General features: G+C 30.2%; 11 protein-coding genes. All 11 read right to left on the bottom strand.

Going from position 1 to position 14,607, the window contains the following annotated elements:
• Positions 1–61: 61 nt before the first annotated feature.
• On the bottom strand, positions 62–934 hold the full coding sequence (gene rfbD / locus KGF46_RS08575) for a dTDP-4-dehydrorhamnose reductase (RefSeq protein WP_227839322.1): 873 nt from the start codon (positions 932–934) through the stop codon (positions 62–64).
• 202 nt (positions 935–1,136) lie between these two features.
• Complete coding sequence (locus KGF46_RS08570) at positions 1,137–4,943, bottom strand: phosphoribosylformylglycinamidine synthase (protein ID WP_227861935.1); 3,807 nt, start codon at positions 4,941–4,943, stop codon at positions 1,137–1,139.
• Positions 4,944–4,967: 24 nt separating this feature from the next.
• On the bottom strand, positions 4,968–6,218 hold the full coding sequence (gene purD, locus KGF46_RS08565) for a phosphoribosylamine--glycine ligase (protein WP_227827800.1): 1,251 nt from the start codon (positions 6,216–6,218) through the stop codon (positions 4,968–4,970).
• A gap of 10 nt (positions 6,219–6,228) precedes the next feature.
• Positions 6,229–7,761 carry a bifunctional phosphoribosylaminoimidazolecarboxamide formyltransferase/IMP cyclohydrolase gene (purH, locus tag KGF46_RS08560; protein WP_227861934.1) on the bottom strand — a complete coding sequence of 511 codons (1,533 nt, stop codon included), beginning with the start codon at positions 7,759–7,761 and terminating at the stop codon, positions 6,229–6,231.
• The gene (gene purN / locus KGF46_RS08555) at positions 7,754–8,347 is read right to left on the bottom strand and encodes a phosphoribosylglycinamide formyltransferase (RefSeq protein WP_227842650.1); all 594 of its coding nucleotides are present in this window, start codon (positions 8,345–8,347) and stop codon (positions 7,754–7,756) included. Before purN ends, purH begins: the two co-directional genes overlap by 8 nt.
• Positions 8,341–9,417, bottom strand: a complete 1,077-nt coding sequence (gene purM, locus KGF46_RS08550) for a phosphoribosylformylglycinamidine cyclo-ligase (RefSeq protein ID WP_227839325.1) — start codon at positions 9,415–9,417, stop codon at positions 8,341–8,343. Before purM ends, purN begins: the two co-directional genes overlap by 7 nt.
• Positions 9,411–10,778, bottom strand: a complete 1,368-nt coding sequence (gene purF / locus KGF46_RS08545) for an amidophosphoribosyltransferase (RefSeq protein WP_227827803.1) — start codon at positions 10,776–10,778, stop codon at positions 9,411–9,413. The genes purM and purF overlap by 7 nt, the downstream gene beginning before the upstream one ends.
• An 11-nt stretch (positions 10,779–10,789) precedes the next feature.
• Positions 10,790–11,488, bottom strand: coding sequence for a phosphoribosylaminoimidazolesuccinocarboxamide synthase (purC, locus tag KGF46_RS08540; RefSeq protein WP_227452069.1), 699 nt, complete (start codon positions 11,486–11,488; stop codon positions 10,790–10,792).
• 5 nt (positions 11,489–11,493) lie between these two features.
• Complete coding sequence (purE, locus tag KGF46_RS08535; protein WP_227827804.1) at positions 11,494–11,970, bottom strand: 5-(carboxyamino)imidazole ribonucleotide mutase; 477 nt, start codon at positions 11,968–11,970, stop codon at positions 11,494–11,496.
• A gap of 471 nt (positions 11,971–12,441) precedes the next feature.
• Positions 12,442–13,152: an HAD family hydrolase gene (locus tag KGF46_RS08530; RefSeq protein WP_227827805.1), complete on the bottom strand. Its 711-nt coding sequence runs from the start codon at positions 13,150–13,152 to the stop codon at positions 12,442–12,444.
• Positions 13,153–13,239: 87 nt separating this feature from the next.
• On the bottom strand, positions 13,240–14,505 hold the full coding sequence (locus tag KGF46_RS08525; RefSeq protein ID WP_227827806.1) for a class II D-tagatose-bisphosphate aldolase non-catalytic subunit: 1,266 nt from the start codon (positions 14,503–14,505) through the stop codon (positions 13,240–13,242).
• Positions 14,506–14,607 lie beyond the last annotated feature (102 nt).

The raw sequence follows: 14,607 nt of genomic DNA, 5'->3' as shown, positions 1-14,607 counted from the left end.
AAATAAAAGAAATATTTATATTTTATGTAATATCTTATTTTATTTTCTACAATCAGTATATTTATTTCCTATCTATGTCATATACTTTTAGATACTCTTCAATAGACTCTTCCCATACTCTAAACGAATTTAATCCTATTAATTTTAACATAAAATTATCTAGTACAGAGTATTGTGGCCTTTGAACCTTACTTTTAAAATCACTACTTTTAATTGGATTTACTTTTATATCTATATTTTTTAATTCAAATATCTTTTTAGCAAAATCATACCAACTGCATTGACCTTCACAGGTGGCATGATAAACTCCATAATTCTCTGTCTCCATGATTCTTATTATAACCTTTGCTAAGTCTACTGTACTTGTTGGACTTCCAAACTGGTCATTAACCACATTAACTTCTTTGTTTTCTAAAGAAAGTTTTATCATAGTCTTTACAAAATTATTCCCATCACCATATAGCCATGCTGTTCTCAATATAAAGTACTTATGTGAGAATTGTTCCACAAATTTTTCTCCCATAAGTTTACTTTTTCCATACACAGAATTAGGTTCAGTTTTATTATCTTCTCTATATGGATATTTAGAAAAACCATTGAATACATAGTCAGTTGATATATGAACAAGTTTAGCATTAACTCTTTCTGATGCGATTGCTAGATTTTTTGCTCCTAATGCGTTTATTTTATATGCAATTTCTATATTATCTTCACATACATCAACCTTCGTGTATGCTGCACAGTTTATAACTACATCAGGTTTGTTATATAAAATAAAATCATCTACATTAATTTGATTAGATATATCCAAATCATCTCTTGTTGTAGCTAATATAGTATATTTTGGTTGATTCATACTTTGATTGATTGATTTTAATTGGTTGACCAATTCTTTTCCTAATTGGCCATTAGACCCTGTTATTAATATTTTCATTAATTATTTTCATCCTCCAGTAAATATTCAATTCCTCTTAATAATTAATTATAACATAGCTTATATTTTGACTTGCGTAGAATATATTTTTATGTAAGTAAAAAAGAGATGTAATATCAAATGATTATCATCATATTATTACATCTCTCTAAGTCTAAATATTTAAAATATATGTTTTAATTACCAATTAATTATCAGAATCCTATCTAAAATACTTAACTCCAGATTCAAATATCTTTTGGTCTTTTTCACCTATGATATTCTTAAATACTTCCCCACCAATTCTCTCAGAATGTCCCATTTTACCAAACACTCTACCATCAGCACTAGTTATACCTTCAACACCATAGAATGAACCATTTGGATTAAACTCAATATCATAAGTAGCTTCATTATTAAAATCAACATACTGAGTTGCTACTTGTCCATTAGCAATTAATTCTCTCATAACATCTTCACTAGCAACAAATTTACCTTCTCCATGAGAAATTGCTATATTGTGAATATCTCCAACATTAGTTTGAGCTAACCAAGGAGATTTATTAGATGAAATTCTAGTTCTAGCAATCTTAGCTTGATGATGGCCAATATTATTGTAAGTAAGCGTTGGTGCACTTTCACTTGGAACTCTTATTTCTCCATATGGAACTAAACCTAACTTAATTAACACTTGGAATCCATTACAGATACCTAACATTAGACCATCTTTTTGAGTTAAAAACTCATTTATAGCTTCTTGAACTCTAGGGTTTCTAAATACAGTAGCTATAAATTTACCAGAACCATCTGGCTCATCACCAGCACTAAATCCTCCTGGTAACATTATTATTTGAGAAGATTTTATTTCATTCACTATTGTATCTATAGAATCTTCTATGTCTTTATAAGTTAAATTCTTAAATACTCTTATATTTGCATTAGCCCCTGCTCTTTCAAATGCTCTTGCAGAGTCATATTCACAGTTTGTTCCAGGGAATGCTGGTATAAATACTCTTGGAGTAGCTATACTTAATGATGATTTTTTAGCCTCTCCTTGTGATATATAGCTTATAGTCTCTATTTTTGATTTTACTTCTTCTGTTTTAGTTGGGAATATAGGCTCTAAAGTACTACAATGCGCTTTATATAATTCATCTAATGAAAGTTCTTCTCCTTTAATGAATATACTAGCATCTTTAACTGTACTTCCAAGCACTATGTAATTATATCCATCTAACATGCTCAAATCATCATTTGCTAATTCAAGTACTATATTTCCATAACTAGCTTCAAATAATTTATCATCTGTACATACTTTTTCAGCTTCTTCACTAAACTTAAATCCTATTTTATTACCAAAAGCCATTTTACTTATTGCTTCACCTACACCTGCAAATCCTAATGCATATGTTGATAAAACTTTGTTTCCATGTATAAGTTCTCTTACTTTATCTAAGTTTTTCTTTAATTCTTCAAAGTCTATAACATCATTTTCTGCTTTATTTACACATAACATTACTACTTTTGAATCTGCTTTTTTAAATTCTGGAGATACTACTTTTCTAGCATCTACTGTATCAACAGCAAATGAAACTAATGTTGGTGGAACTTCAATATCTTTGAATGTACCAGACATACTGTCTTTTCCACCTATAGCAGGTATCTCGAACTTACTTTGTGCATAAAATGCTCCTAAAAGTGCTGAGAATGGTTTGCCCCATTTTTCTGGATTATTACCAAGTTTTTCAAAGTACTCTTGGAATGTAAGTCTTGTTGTACTGTAATTTCCTCCAATGGCAACTAATTTACATACAGATTCTACTACTGCATATAAAGCTCCATGGAATGGACTCCATTTTCCTACTTTTGGATTATATCCATAAGTCATTATTGTAGAAGTATTAGTCTCTCCACCAAGAACTGGTATCTTAGCAACCATACCTTGAGTTGGAGTAGCTTGATATTTTCCACCAAATGGCATAAGTACTGTATTACCACCAATTGTATTATCAAACATCTCTACTAATCCTTTTTGAGAACAAACGTTAAGGTCTGATAATACTTTTGTAAATTTATCTTTCATACTTGCAGATTTAACATCTTTTACGATTTCATTAGAAGCAAAGAATGTATTTTCTTCATCTACTTTAGCAACATGAACATTAGTAGTTTGTTTTACTCCATTTGTATCTAAAAATTCTCTATTTATATCAACAATTGCCTTTCCATTCCAGAACATTCTTAAATATCCTGTGTCAGTTACTGTAGCTACATGTGTAGCTTCTAAGTTTTCTTCTACAGCTAATTGTATAAATTTATCTTTATTTTCTTTTTTTATAGCTACTGCCATACGCTCTTGTGATTCTGATATTGAAAGTTCTGTTCCATCAAGTCCATCGTATTTTTTAGGAACTAAGTCTAAATTTATATCTAAACTATCAGCAATCTCACCTATAGCAACACAAACTCCACCTGCTCCAAAGTCATTACATCTTTTTATCATTTGAGCAACTTCTTTATTTCTAAAGAATCTTTGTATTTTTCTTTCGTTAGGAGCATCACCTTTTTGAACTTCCGCACTACAAGTTAATATTGACTCTTCACTATGTTCTTTAGATGAACCAGTTGCACCTCCACAGCCATCTCTTCCTGTTTTTCCTCCAAGAAGAACTATTACATCTCCTGCTTCAGGTCTTTCTCTTACTACATTTTCTTTTGGTGCTGCTGCTATAACCGCACCTATTTCCATTCTCTTTGCAACAAAGTTTTCGTCATATACTTCTGCAACTTGTCCAGTTGTAAGACCTATTTGGTTACCATATGAGCTATATCCATGAGCTGCTTCTGTAGTTATTTTTCTTTGCATAAGCTTTCCAGGTAAAGTGTCCTCTAAAGTTGTTCTTGGGTCAGCACTTCCTGTAACACGCATTGCTTGATAAACATAGCTTCTTCCTGATAATGGGTCTCTTATAGCTCCACCTAAACAAGTAGCTGCTCCACCAAATGGCTCTATTTCAGTTGGATGGTTATGAGTTTCATTTTTAAACATTACTAAATATTTTTCCATCTTTCCATCAACTTCAACATCTACATTTATACTACATGCATTTATTTCTTCACTTTCGTCTAAATCATTTAACTTACCATTTTTCTTTAATTCTTTTACTGCAACTGTAGCTATATCCATTAAGCATATATCTTTGTGTCTGTTTACATATACATTGTCTCTTGAGTTAAGATACATTTGATACGCTTCTTTTACTATATCATTAAACTTACCATCTTCTATTTTTACATTTTCTATTTCAGTCATAAAAGTAGTATGTCTACAATGATCAGACCAATAAGTATCTAAAACTTTTATTTCTGTTATAGTTGGGTTTCTCTTTTCTGTATCTTTAAAGTATTTTTGAACATGTTGTAAGTCTCCTAAAGTCATTGCTAACCCTTTGTCACTTACAAATGATTTTAATCCATCTTCATTTAAATCTATAAATCCATCTAATATTTCAACTGATGTTGGTATCTCAGTTTCCATTTTTAATGTTTCTGGTTTTTCTAAAGATGCTTCTCTACTATCCACTGGATTTATGCAGTAATCTTTTATTTTGCTAAATTCTTCATCAGTTATTTTACCTGATAATATATAAACCTTTGCTGTATTGATAGCAGGTCTTATACCTTGATTTACTATTTGGACACATTGAGCTGCCCAGTCACCCCTTTGGTCATATTGACCAGGTAGAAATTCTATTGCAAATACTCTTTGTCCATTTAATTCTGGTATTTCCTCATAGTATACTACATCTAGATTTGGCTCAGAAAAGATTGTCTTTGCTGCATTTTCGTAAACATCTTCTGATATTCCTTCTACATCATATCTATTTAATATTCTTAAATCTTCTATACTACTTATGTGTAAACTTTCCACTAAATCCTTTTTTAAAGCTTTAGCCTCAAGGTCAAAACCTTCTCTTTTTTCAACTAGTACTCTTCTAACCATTGAGTCTTTATTTTCAGTATTCAACATACCTTATCCTCCATTTTAGAAAAATTATCTTCCTATGTCTGTTCTATAGTGCATCCCTTCAAAGTTTACTTTCTTTATATTTTCATAAACTTTTTCTGCTGCATCCTTAACTGTAGTTGATTTTGCAGTTATACCAATTACTCTTCCTCCATTAGTAACTAAATTACCATCAAGCATCTTAGTACCACTGTGGAATACTACTATATCATCATCCAAATTTTCAAGACCAGTTATAACTTTTCCTTTTTCATAACTGTCTGGATACCCTCCTGATGTAAGCATAACACATACAGCTTCATCATCACTATAATTTATTTCTATGTCTTTTAACTTGTTGTCAAGTATAGCTTCCATTATTTCATGTAAATCTGTTTCTAATCTAAATAAAACAGATTGTGTTTCAGGGTCTCCAAATCTTACATTATATTCAAGTACTTTCTCTCCATCATCAGTTATCATAAGACCAACAAATAAAATACCTTTAAAGTTAAGTCCATCTTTTTTGAATCCTTCCAATGTTTTTTCTAGTACTGTTTCTTTTACTTTATTTGCTAATTCTTCTGTATAGATTTCACTAGGTGAAAAAGTTCCCATTCCACCTGTGTTCGGTCCTTGTTCATAATTGTTTACCTTTTTATGGTCTTTTGCACTTGCCATAGGAACTATTGTATCATTGTCTACAAATGCCAAGATGGAAGTTTCTATACCTTTTAAAAATTCTTCAATTACTATTTTATCTCCAGCAGTTCCAAATTTCTTATCTGACATCATTTCTTTTAAAGTTGCTATAGCATCTTCTCTATTTTCAGGTATTACAACACCTTTTCCAGCAGCTAATCCGTCCGCTTTTATTACTACTGGATACCCAAAGCTATCTATTTCTGATATAGCTTCTTCTAAGTTTGTATATTCTTTATATTTTGCAGTAGGTATGTTATGCTTTATCATAAAATCTTTTGAAAAAGCTTTACTTCCTTCAAGTTGAGCACATTTTTTATTAGGTCCAAATACTCTTAAACCTTCTTTTTCAAATTCATCTACTATTCCCATAACTAGTGGTACTTCTGGACCTACTATTGTTAGACCTATGTTGTTATCCTTGGCAAACTTTAAAAGTCCTTCTACATCAGTATCACCTATATTTACACATTCTGCTACATTTGCGATTCCTGCATTACCTGGCGCACAATAAACTTTTTCTACATTTTTTTCATTGCTTAATTTCCAGCATATAGCATGTTCTCTTCCGCCACCGCCTACAACCAATATCTTCATAATATCCTCCTTAGTGTTTGAAGTGTCTTATTCCTGTAAATACCATAACCATATCATACTTATCACAAGCTTCTATTGAATCTTTATCTTTTATAGAGCCACCTGGCTGAACTACTGCTGATATTCCATATTCATGAGCTAATGTTACACAATCATCAAATGGGAAAAATGCATCTGATGCTAAAACAGCTCCTGTAAAATCTTTATCTTTATTGTTTTCAAGAGCATTTTTTAATGCCCAAATTCTTGATGTTTGTCCACAACCTAAAGCTAGAGTTTGACCATTTTTTACTATTGCAATTGCATTTGATTTCATGTTTTTTACTACTCTCATACCAAATTCCATATCTTTAAGTTGTTCATCTGTTGGTTTTGCTTTTGTTACATTTTCGCTTTTTTCTGCTAATATATTGTTTCTATCTTGTATCAATAATTTTCCATCTAAGTATTTCATTTCATATGGTTGTAAACTATTTTCTATCTTAGCTAATTTTAAGATTCTTAGGTTTTTCTTTTGTTTAAGTATCTCTAATGCCTCTGGTTCAAAATCATATGCTACTACTATTTCTAAGAATATTTCATTTAATTTCTCTGCTGTAGATTTGTCTATAGTAGAAGTTATTCCTACTATTCCACCAAAGATTGATACCTTGTCTGCTTCATAACATTTTGTATATGCTTCAAAAGCATCTTTTCCTAATCCTACACCACATGAATTAGCATGTTTTATAGCTACTGAAACTACTTCTTCACTATCTTTAAATTCTCTCATAACTTCTAAGCAACCATGTAAATCATTTAAGTTGTTGAAAGAAAGTTCTTTACCACCTAGTTGTTCATAATTTAAGATTGGATTTTTTGCATTTGATTGTGAATATAAGAAACCATTTTGATGTGGATTTTCTCCATATCTTAAAGTTTGTTCTTTTTGGAAAGTTAAATTTAATATGTCAGGATATGTATCTCCTACTTCTTCAGCAAAATAGCTAGATATTAAAGCATCATATCTTCCTGTAGTTGAGAAAGCTTTATATGATAATTTTTTTCTATCTTCTAATGTCATTGTGTCTGTTTTTAATTTTTCTATTATAGAATCATAATCTTTTATATCTACTACTACTATTACATCTTTATAGTTTTTAGCAGCAGAACGTATCATAGATGGTCCACCGATATCTATATTTTCTATCATTTCATCGTGGCTTTTTCCAGCTTTTAAAGTTCCTTCAAAATCGTATAGATTTACAGCTACTAAATCTATTGAATGTATTTTATGTTCATTTACAGTTTCTACATGAGATTCTTTGTCTCTTTTGTAAAGTATTCCACCATGTATATATGGATTTAATGTTTTTACTCTTCCATCCAATATTTCTGGGAAGTTTGTAACATCTTCAACTTGCATTACATTAACTCCATTTTCTTTTAATGTCTTAAAAGTATTTCCTGTAGATATAATTTCATAGTCTAGCTTATTTAATTCTTTAGCAAATTCAACTACACCTGTTTTGTCAGTTACACTTATTAAAGCTCTCTTACTCATTTATAAACACTCTCCTACCTTGAAGTTTTAATTTATTTTCACAAAAAAGACTTAAACTCTCTTCCAAAATCCTATGTTCAACTTCTAACACTCTTTGTGCAAGTGTTTTTGCATCATCATCTTGATTTACCTTAACTACATCTTGCATTATTATTGGTCCAGTGTCAGCACCTTCATCCACAAAATGAACTGTAGCACCAGTTACTTTAGCCCCATAATCTATTACTCCCTGATGGACTCTTTCTCCATAGAATCCAGCTCCGCAAAATGAAGGAATTAATGATGGATGTATGTTTATCATTTTGTTTCTAAACTCATTAACCAGCTTTGGGCTGATTATTTTTAAATAACCAGCCAAAACTACTAAATCTATTTTATTTTCTTTAAGAATTTCTATTATCTTGTCTTCATTAGTTTCACAAATTGCCTTTATGTTATGATTTTTAGCTCTCTCTAAACCATAAGCATCTTGCTTACTTGAGATAACTACCTTAACCTGACCTTTTATCTTTCCAGACTCAGTACCATCTATAACTGCTTGTAAATTTGTTCCTCCACCAGATATTAAAACTCCTATATTTAGCATAATTCTACACCTTCATGACTATCTACTACTTCACCAATTATATATGCTTTATCTTCTAATAATTCACTATACTTTTTATCTACATAAGAAGCATTGTCATTTTCTCTATTATTTATAAAGTTTACAACATCGTTGGCATTTTCTTTATCTACTATTAAAACTAGTCCAATACCCATGTTAAAACTCTTATGAAGTTCTCTCTCATCTACAGCATTAAAACCTTCTATCATTTTGAATATAGGAGGTTTCTCCCAAGATTTTTTATTTATATCTAATCCTAATCCTTTAGGTATAACTCTTGTTATATTTTCTATAAGCCCTCCACCAGTTATGTGAGCTATAGCTTTTATATCATGTTTAGCCAATACATCTAAAGCTAACTTAACATATATTTTAGTTGGTGTTAAAAGTGCTTCCCCAACTGTCATTCCTAGTTCTTCTACATATTGTTCCATCTTATAATCATAAGTTTCTAAGAATATCTTTCTTATGAAAGAAAATCCATTACTGTGTACTCCACTTGAAGATATACCAACTAATACATCTCCTGATTTAACATCATTTCCAGAAACAATCTTTTCTTTGTCTGCTATACCTACAGAGAATCCTGCTAAATCATAATCATCATCTCCATACATTCCAGGCATTTCAGCAGTTTCTCCACCAATTAGTGCACAACCAGACATCTTACAGCCGTCTGCTATTCCGCCAACTACTTTTTCTATATGCTCAGGAACTAATTTTCCAAGAGCTATATAATCAAGGAAAAATAATGGCTTAGCACCTTGACATATTAAATCATTTACACACATTGCAACTAAATCTATTCCAACAGTATCATGCTTGTCCATCATTTGAGCTATTTTTAACTTAGTCCCAACACCATCTGTAGATGCAAGCAAAACTGGTTCTTTCATTCCTACAAAATCTTTTAAACTGTATAATCCACTAAAGTTTCCTAAATCTCCAACTACATTTCCATCATAAGTTCCTTTAATTTTCCCTTTTATAAGGTCTACTGCTCTATTTCCTTCATCTATATCTACACCTGATTCTTTATATGTTAACATGAAAGTAGTTCCTCCTTATCAATTTTTTTAACTGGGTATTCTCCATCAAAACAAGCTTTACAGAAAGTAGACTTATGCTCTGCTGCATCTAACATTCCTTCTATATCTAGGAATTTTAAACTATCACATCCAATATATTCTCTCATTTCTTCTACGTTGTTACTTGATGCAATTAACTTAGAGCGATTTGGAGTATCTATTCCATAATAACAAGAGTAAGCGACTGGAGGAGATGTTATTCTAAGATGAATTTCTTTTGCTCCCGCTTCTCTTAAAGATTTTACTAACTGTTTAGATGTAGTTCCTCTTACTATTGAATCATCTACTAAAATTATAGATTTTCCTTTTATTACTGTTGAAAGAGGATTTAATTTTATTTTTACAGCTATCTCTCTTTCCTCTTGTGTAGGTTTTATAAATGTTCTTCCTACATATCTATTTTTAACTAGACCTTCACTTATTTTTAATCCACTAGCATTTGCATAACCAATAGCCCCTGGCCAACCTGAATCAGGAACTGGAACTACTACATCTGCTTTTACATTTTCATCTTGAGCTAATCTTTCCCCACATTTAATTCTGAATTCATATGCATTTACATTATCTATAGTTGCATCATTTCTTGCAAAGTATATGTGTTCAAATATACAACTTTTCTTAACTGGTTTATAATTTTCTGAATAAAAATATGATTTTAATTCACCATCTTTAACTACTATTATTTCTCCTGGCTCTACATCTCTTACAACTTCTCCGCCAAGTATGTCTATTGCACAATTTTCTGATGCAAATATATATTCATCACCCTTTTTACCAAGTACAAGAGGTCTAAATCCATGTGGGTCTCTAACTGCAACCAATTCATCTTGACTCATTATTACAAGAGCATATGCACCTTTGATATAGTCCATTGTTACTTTTAAACTTTCTACTATATCACCTTTGTAATATCTTGCAAGTATATATAAAATTACTTCTGTATCTGAATTAGTTTGGAACATATATCCATCTTCTTCTAGCATATCTTTTAAATAATTTGCATTTACTAGATTTCCATTATGAGCTATAGCTAATTGTCTTTTTCTGCAACTTCCAACTAAAGGCTGACAGTTAGAAACATGACTTCCTCCAGCTGTTGAATATCTAACATGTCCAATACCTATATTTCCTTTTAACTTAGATAATTCACTTTCCTTAAAAACATCTCCAACTAATCCCATATCTTTTTTGTACTTAATTTCTCCATCATCTAAAAGAGCTAAACCACAGCTTTCCTGCCCTCTGTGTTGCATAGAATATAAAGAATAATATAGTTCTTTAGTTACATCTTTATTAGAGTAAATCCCTAAAACTCCACACATACATTTGCCTCCTATTTATTATTCATTCTCGAAAGTACTTCCGTATAACCTTCTACAAGGTCTCCAAGGTCTCTTCTAAATCTGTCTTTGTCTAATTTTTCATTTGTGTTTACATCCCAAAGTCTACAAGTGTCTGGTGATACTTCATCTGCCAATATTATGTTTCCTTCTGAATCTTTACCAAATTCTATTTTAAAGTCAACTAACTTTAGGTTTAATTTTAAGAAGAATGCTTTTAGCAATTCATTTATTTTTAGAGTTTCTTCTCTTAAGAATTTTAATTCTTCTCTAGTTGCTAATTTCATTGCCACTGCATAATCGTCATTTAGCATTGGGTCACCATAATCATCATTTTTATAGCTTATTTCAAAGATTGGCTCATCGAAAACTACACCTTCTTCAAGACCAACTCTTTTGCAAATAGAACCAGCAGCGATATTTCTTACTATCACTTCTAATGGTAAAATTTCTACTTTCTTAACTAACATTTCTCTATCCGATAAACTTTTTATAAAGTGTGTATTTATATTATTTTCTTTTAACATTTCAAAGATTATTGTTGATATCTTATTATTTAGTATACCTTTTGAAGATATTTCTGCTTTTTTTTCTCCATTAAATGCTGTTGCATCATCTTTATAATAAACAACATATTCATTTTCATTATCTGTAGAATATACTTGTTTTGCTTTTCCTTCATATAATAACATTTCTGTTACCCCCTTAAATTCTTGTCGTCTTCTAGCACCTTTTGTGCCATTTCTTCTCTATATGATTTCAAATCTTCTTTTAATTTTGGGTATTTTAGAGTCATTATTTGTAATGCCAATAAAGCTGCATTTAAACCTAAATCTATTGTAACTGTTGCAACTGGTATTCCTTTTGGCATTTGAACTATTGATAAAAGTGAGTCTAATCCATCCATAGTTGATGATTTAATAGGCAATCCTATTACTGGAATTAGAGTTTGTGAAGCTATTACACCTGGTAGATGTGCTGCTTTTCCTGCTGCTGCTATTATTACATCTGTATCATCTTCTATTTCTCTTAGGAATATTGAAAGTTGTTCTGGTGTTCTATGAGCAGATAATGCTCTTGCTACAACTTCTATTCCGTATTTTTCAAGCAGTTTTATCCCTTCTTCTAATTTTGGATAATCTGATTTTGAACCCATAACTACTGCTACTTTCATTAGACTTCCCCTCTCCGTTTATAAGTTATTTTAAACTTTAAATCATTCGCATTATTATACGAATTATACATCTTAAATTTTATATTAATATACATATATTATCAACTCTTTTTTGAAATTTTTTAAAAAAAATATTCCTTGTATTTTTTTTATTCGTCCCATCGCGAACTTTATTTACTTTTTTTGATACCTAACAAAATTACTTTTCATTTATTTATTATTTTTTGATAAATAAATATATTTTATATAATTTAGAGTAAACTTACATAATATTTTTTAAATTATAATATTCATAATTCAGTAAGATACTCACTTCTATAAGATATTTAAATTAAAATCTATACTAAAAAAGGAAGTTGATTATCATAAATCATCTTCCTTATTCATGGATATACAATTTTATAGTTGTTGACTTACAAAATATCTAGTTTTTAATTTTATTTTACCAATCAATTTATATCTTATTAATAGTTAAATATCTTTAAATAATTTTTTGTACAATAATGGTATTTCTTGATAATCCAAAATTATAAAGTCAGGTTTATAAACCAACTCCTCTACCCTATGTTTCCTATGATTCATCCAGATACTCTTCCATCCAGCTTTTTTAGAACCTACTACATCATTTTTGTAAGAGTCACCTACATAATATGTATTTGCCTTATCTAAATTCATAAATTTCTCAGCCAATCTAAAAATATTAATATCTGGCTTAGAAAAACCAACTTCACTAGAAATAAAAATATTCTCTTCATCAACCCACTTTTCAATATTTAATTGCTTTAATTTCATTCTTTGATGAGAAGATGGTCCATTAGTTATAATTCCCATATTAATATTTTTTTCTTTAGCAAAATTTAAAACTTGCTCCATTTCTGGTATTAAAGTTATTTGTGATTGCTGATATATATACTCATCTTGAAAATTTTGAGCATCTTTTTCTGTAATGGCATTTCCTAATTCTTCAAAAGCTTTCATTATTCTATACACATGCATTTTTTCAATTGGCATCTCTCCACTCTCAGTCAAATGAAATACCTCATCACTATACTTTCTGCTACTTATATATAAATCCTTAACAGAAACATTCTTTATTGAAGAAAACACTTTATCATATGCAATATAAAAAGGTGTTAACTGATTGTATAAAGTATCATCTACATCAAAAATTAAATTAATCAAAATATTAGTCCTCCAAAATTTAATAGTGGTAAATATAATTATAACTATAAATACCTAGTATAACAATACTTACCACTATAAGTCCTATTATTTATTTAAAATTCTAGTAGTTACACCCTTTAGATTATAACATTCTGCATAATCACGTAAAGGACGCTTAATATGGTCTACAACAAATCTTTGACCATCAATGTTATTTTTGCTTAAATTACTATAAAGCACTTCTATCTCTCTTTTAACATCATCATTATTGAATGTATAGTGACCTGCAATATCTAATATCTCATTAGATAGTACTTCATCCTTAAATATTTCTTCAGTAGTTAAACTTTTTTGTTCTCCCATTACCCATTTTCTCCAACGTCCACATTCAATAGCATCTACAAGAAGAACATGTCTAATATTTGAAGTTTTTTCAATTAATCCTTCTTCCTTTAGTTTTCTTTCAACTTCTGCTAGCTTTAAGTATGCTCTAGTCTCTTCAGTACCATATTGAGGAGCAACATTTGTCGCAATAATTTGAGATGGTATATGCTCTAATAAAGTCACATCATCCAAATAATCTCCATTATGTTCTTTTAAACCAACTCCATACTTTTTAGCCATTTGAGCTAAATCATAAGCATTCTTAAAATTAAAAGTTCCTACTTGTTCTGTTTTTCTAGTTAGAGTCCCTGTCTGACCAACTATAAATGTTGGCATTGGTAAATCTCTCTTTTCAAGTTCAACTTTTAATCTAGTTATAAATGTTTCATATGTCTCAGTTGAAGTTAATCCTCCATTTGTTTCCTCTGTCCCAACTTCATATCCTATCTCTGGAAAATTAAGTCTTTTTCTTTCTTTTTCGCAATATTCAATTAATTCTACAGTTCGTTCTAAGACTATATCCAATGGAATCACTTTCCCCATTTCAAATGGATCTTTTGTAGGGTCAATCATTAGTAAATCAAAACCTGCCTCAATATCAGCTAAATAAGATTTTTTTCCTAATTCCATAGCTTTGTCAACAGGTAAATGGTCATTTCTTTCTTTATCTCTTTGCCATGGCCCTCCATGGTCTCTGCATAAGTAATATAAACCATCAAATCCAACTTTATCAGCTATTCTCTTAATATCTCTTGTGAAAGTTTCTTGATTCCAACCATTTACATAGCCTCCACCTAGCTCATCTGCATCTACTTGATTTCTACTGGCAATAAACATTAAAGGAAAATCATCATCTTTCGCTAATTCAAAACTCGCTTGTAACAAATTAGGTGACATAGGACCAATCCCTAAAAGTGTTGCACTTTTCCCCTCTTCTTGTAAGTCTAGTAATCGTTGTACGACAGTTTTTATTGGTAATTTTTTCATTACTATATCTCCTTTTATTCTATTTTTTAAGATGTTTTTAAAGATATTTTTAATAAAATCTTCAATAAAAACATCTTTATGTTATATGTAAAATAAATCAAA

The sequence above is a fragment of the Clostridioides sp. ZZV14-6153 genome, from assembly GCF_020657855.1.
Lineage (GTDB): Bacteria > Bacillota > Clostridia > Peptostreptococcales > Peptostreptococcaceae > Clostridioides.
Note: the sequence above shows the minus strand (reverse complement) of the source record. Positions and strands in the feature narration are given on the sequence as shown.

Excerpts from the sequence above, each read along its gene's own strand:
- purC (WP_227452069.1), bottom strand. The coding sequence starts at position 11,488 with ATGTTATTATATGAAGGAAAAGCAAAACAAGTATATTCTACAGATAAT.
- purF (WP_227827803.1), bottom strand. The coding sequence starts at position 10,778 with ATGTGTGGAGTTTTAGGGATTTACTCTAATAAAGATGTAACTAAAGAA.
- purH (WP_227861934.1), bottom strand. The coding sequence starts at position 7,761 with ATGAGTAAGAGAGCTTTAATAAGTGTAACTGACAAAACAGGTGTAGTT.
- purE (WP_227827804.1), bottom strand. The coding sequence starts at position 11,970 with ATGAAAGTAGCAGTAGTTATGGGTTCAAAATCAGATTATCCAAAATTA.
- KGF46_RS08570 (WP_227861935.1), bottom strand. The coding sequence starts at position 4,943 with ATGTTGAATACTGAAAATAAAGACTCAATGGTTAGAAGAGTACTAGTT.
- purM (WP_227839325.1), bottom strand. The coding sequence starts at position 9,417 with ATGTTAACATATAAAGAATCAGGTGTAGATATAGATGAAGGAAATAGA.
- rfbD (WP_227839322.1), bottom strand. The coding sequence starts at position 934 with ATGAAAATATTAATAACAGGGTCTAATGGCCAATTAGGAAAAGAATTG.
- KGF46_RS08525 (WP_227827806.1), bottom strand. The coding sequence starts at position 14,505 with ATGAAAAAATTACCAATAAAAACTGTCGTACAACGATTACTAGACTTA.
- purD (WP_227827800.1), bottom strand. The coding sequence starts at position 6,218 with ATGAAGATATTGGTTGTAGGCGGTGGCGGAAGAGAACATGCTATATGC.
- purN (WP_227842650.1), bottom strand. The coding sequence starts at position 8,347 with ATGCTAAATATAGGAGTTTTAATATCTGGTGGAGGAACAAATTTACAA.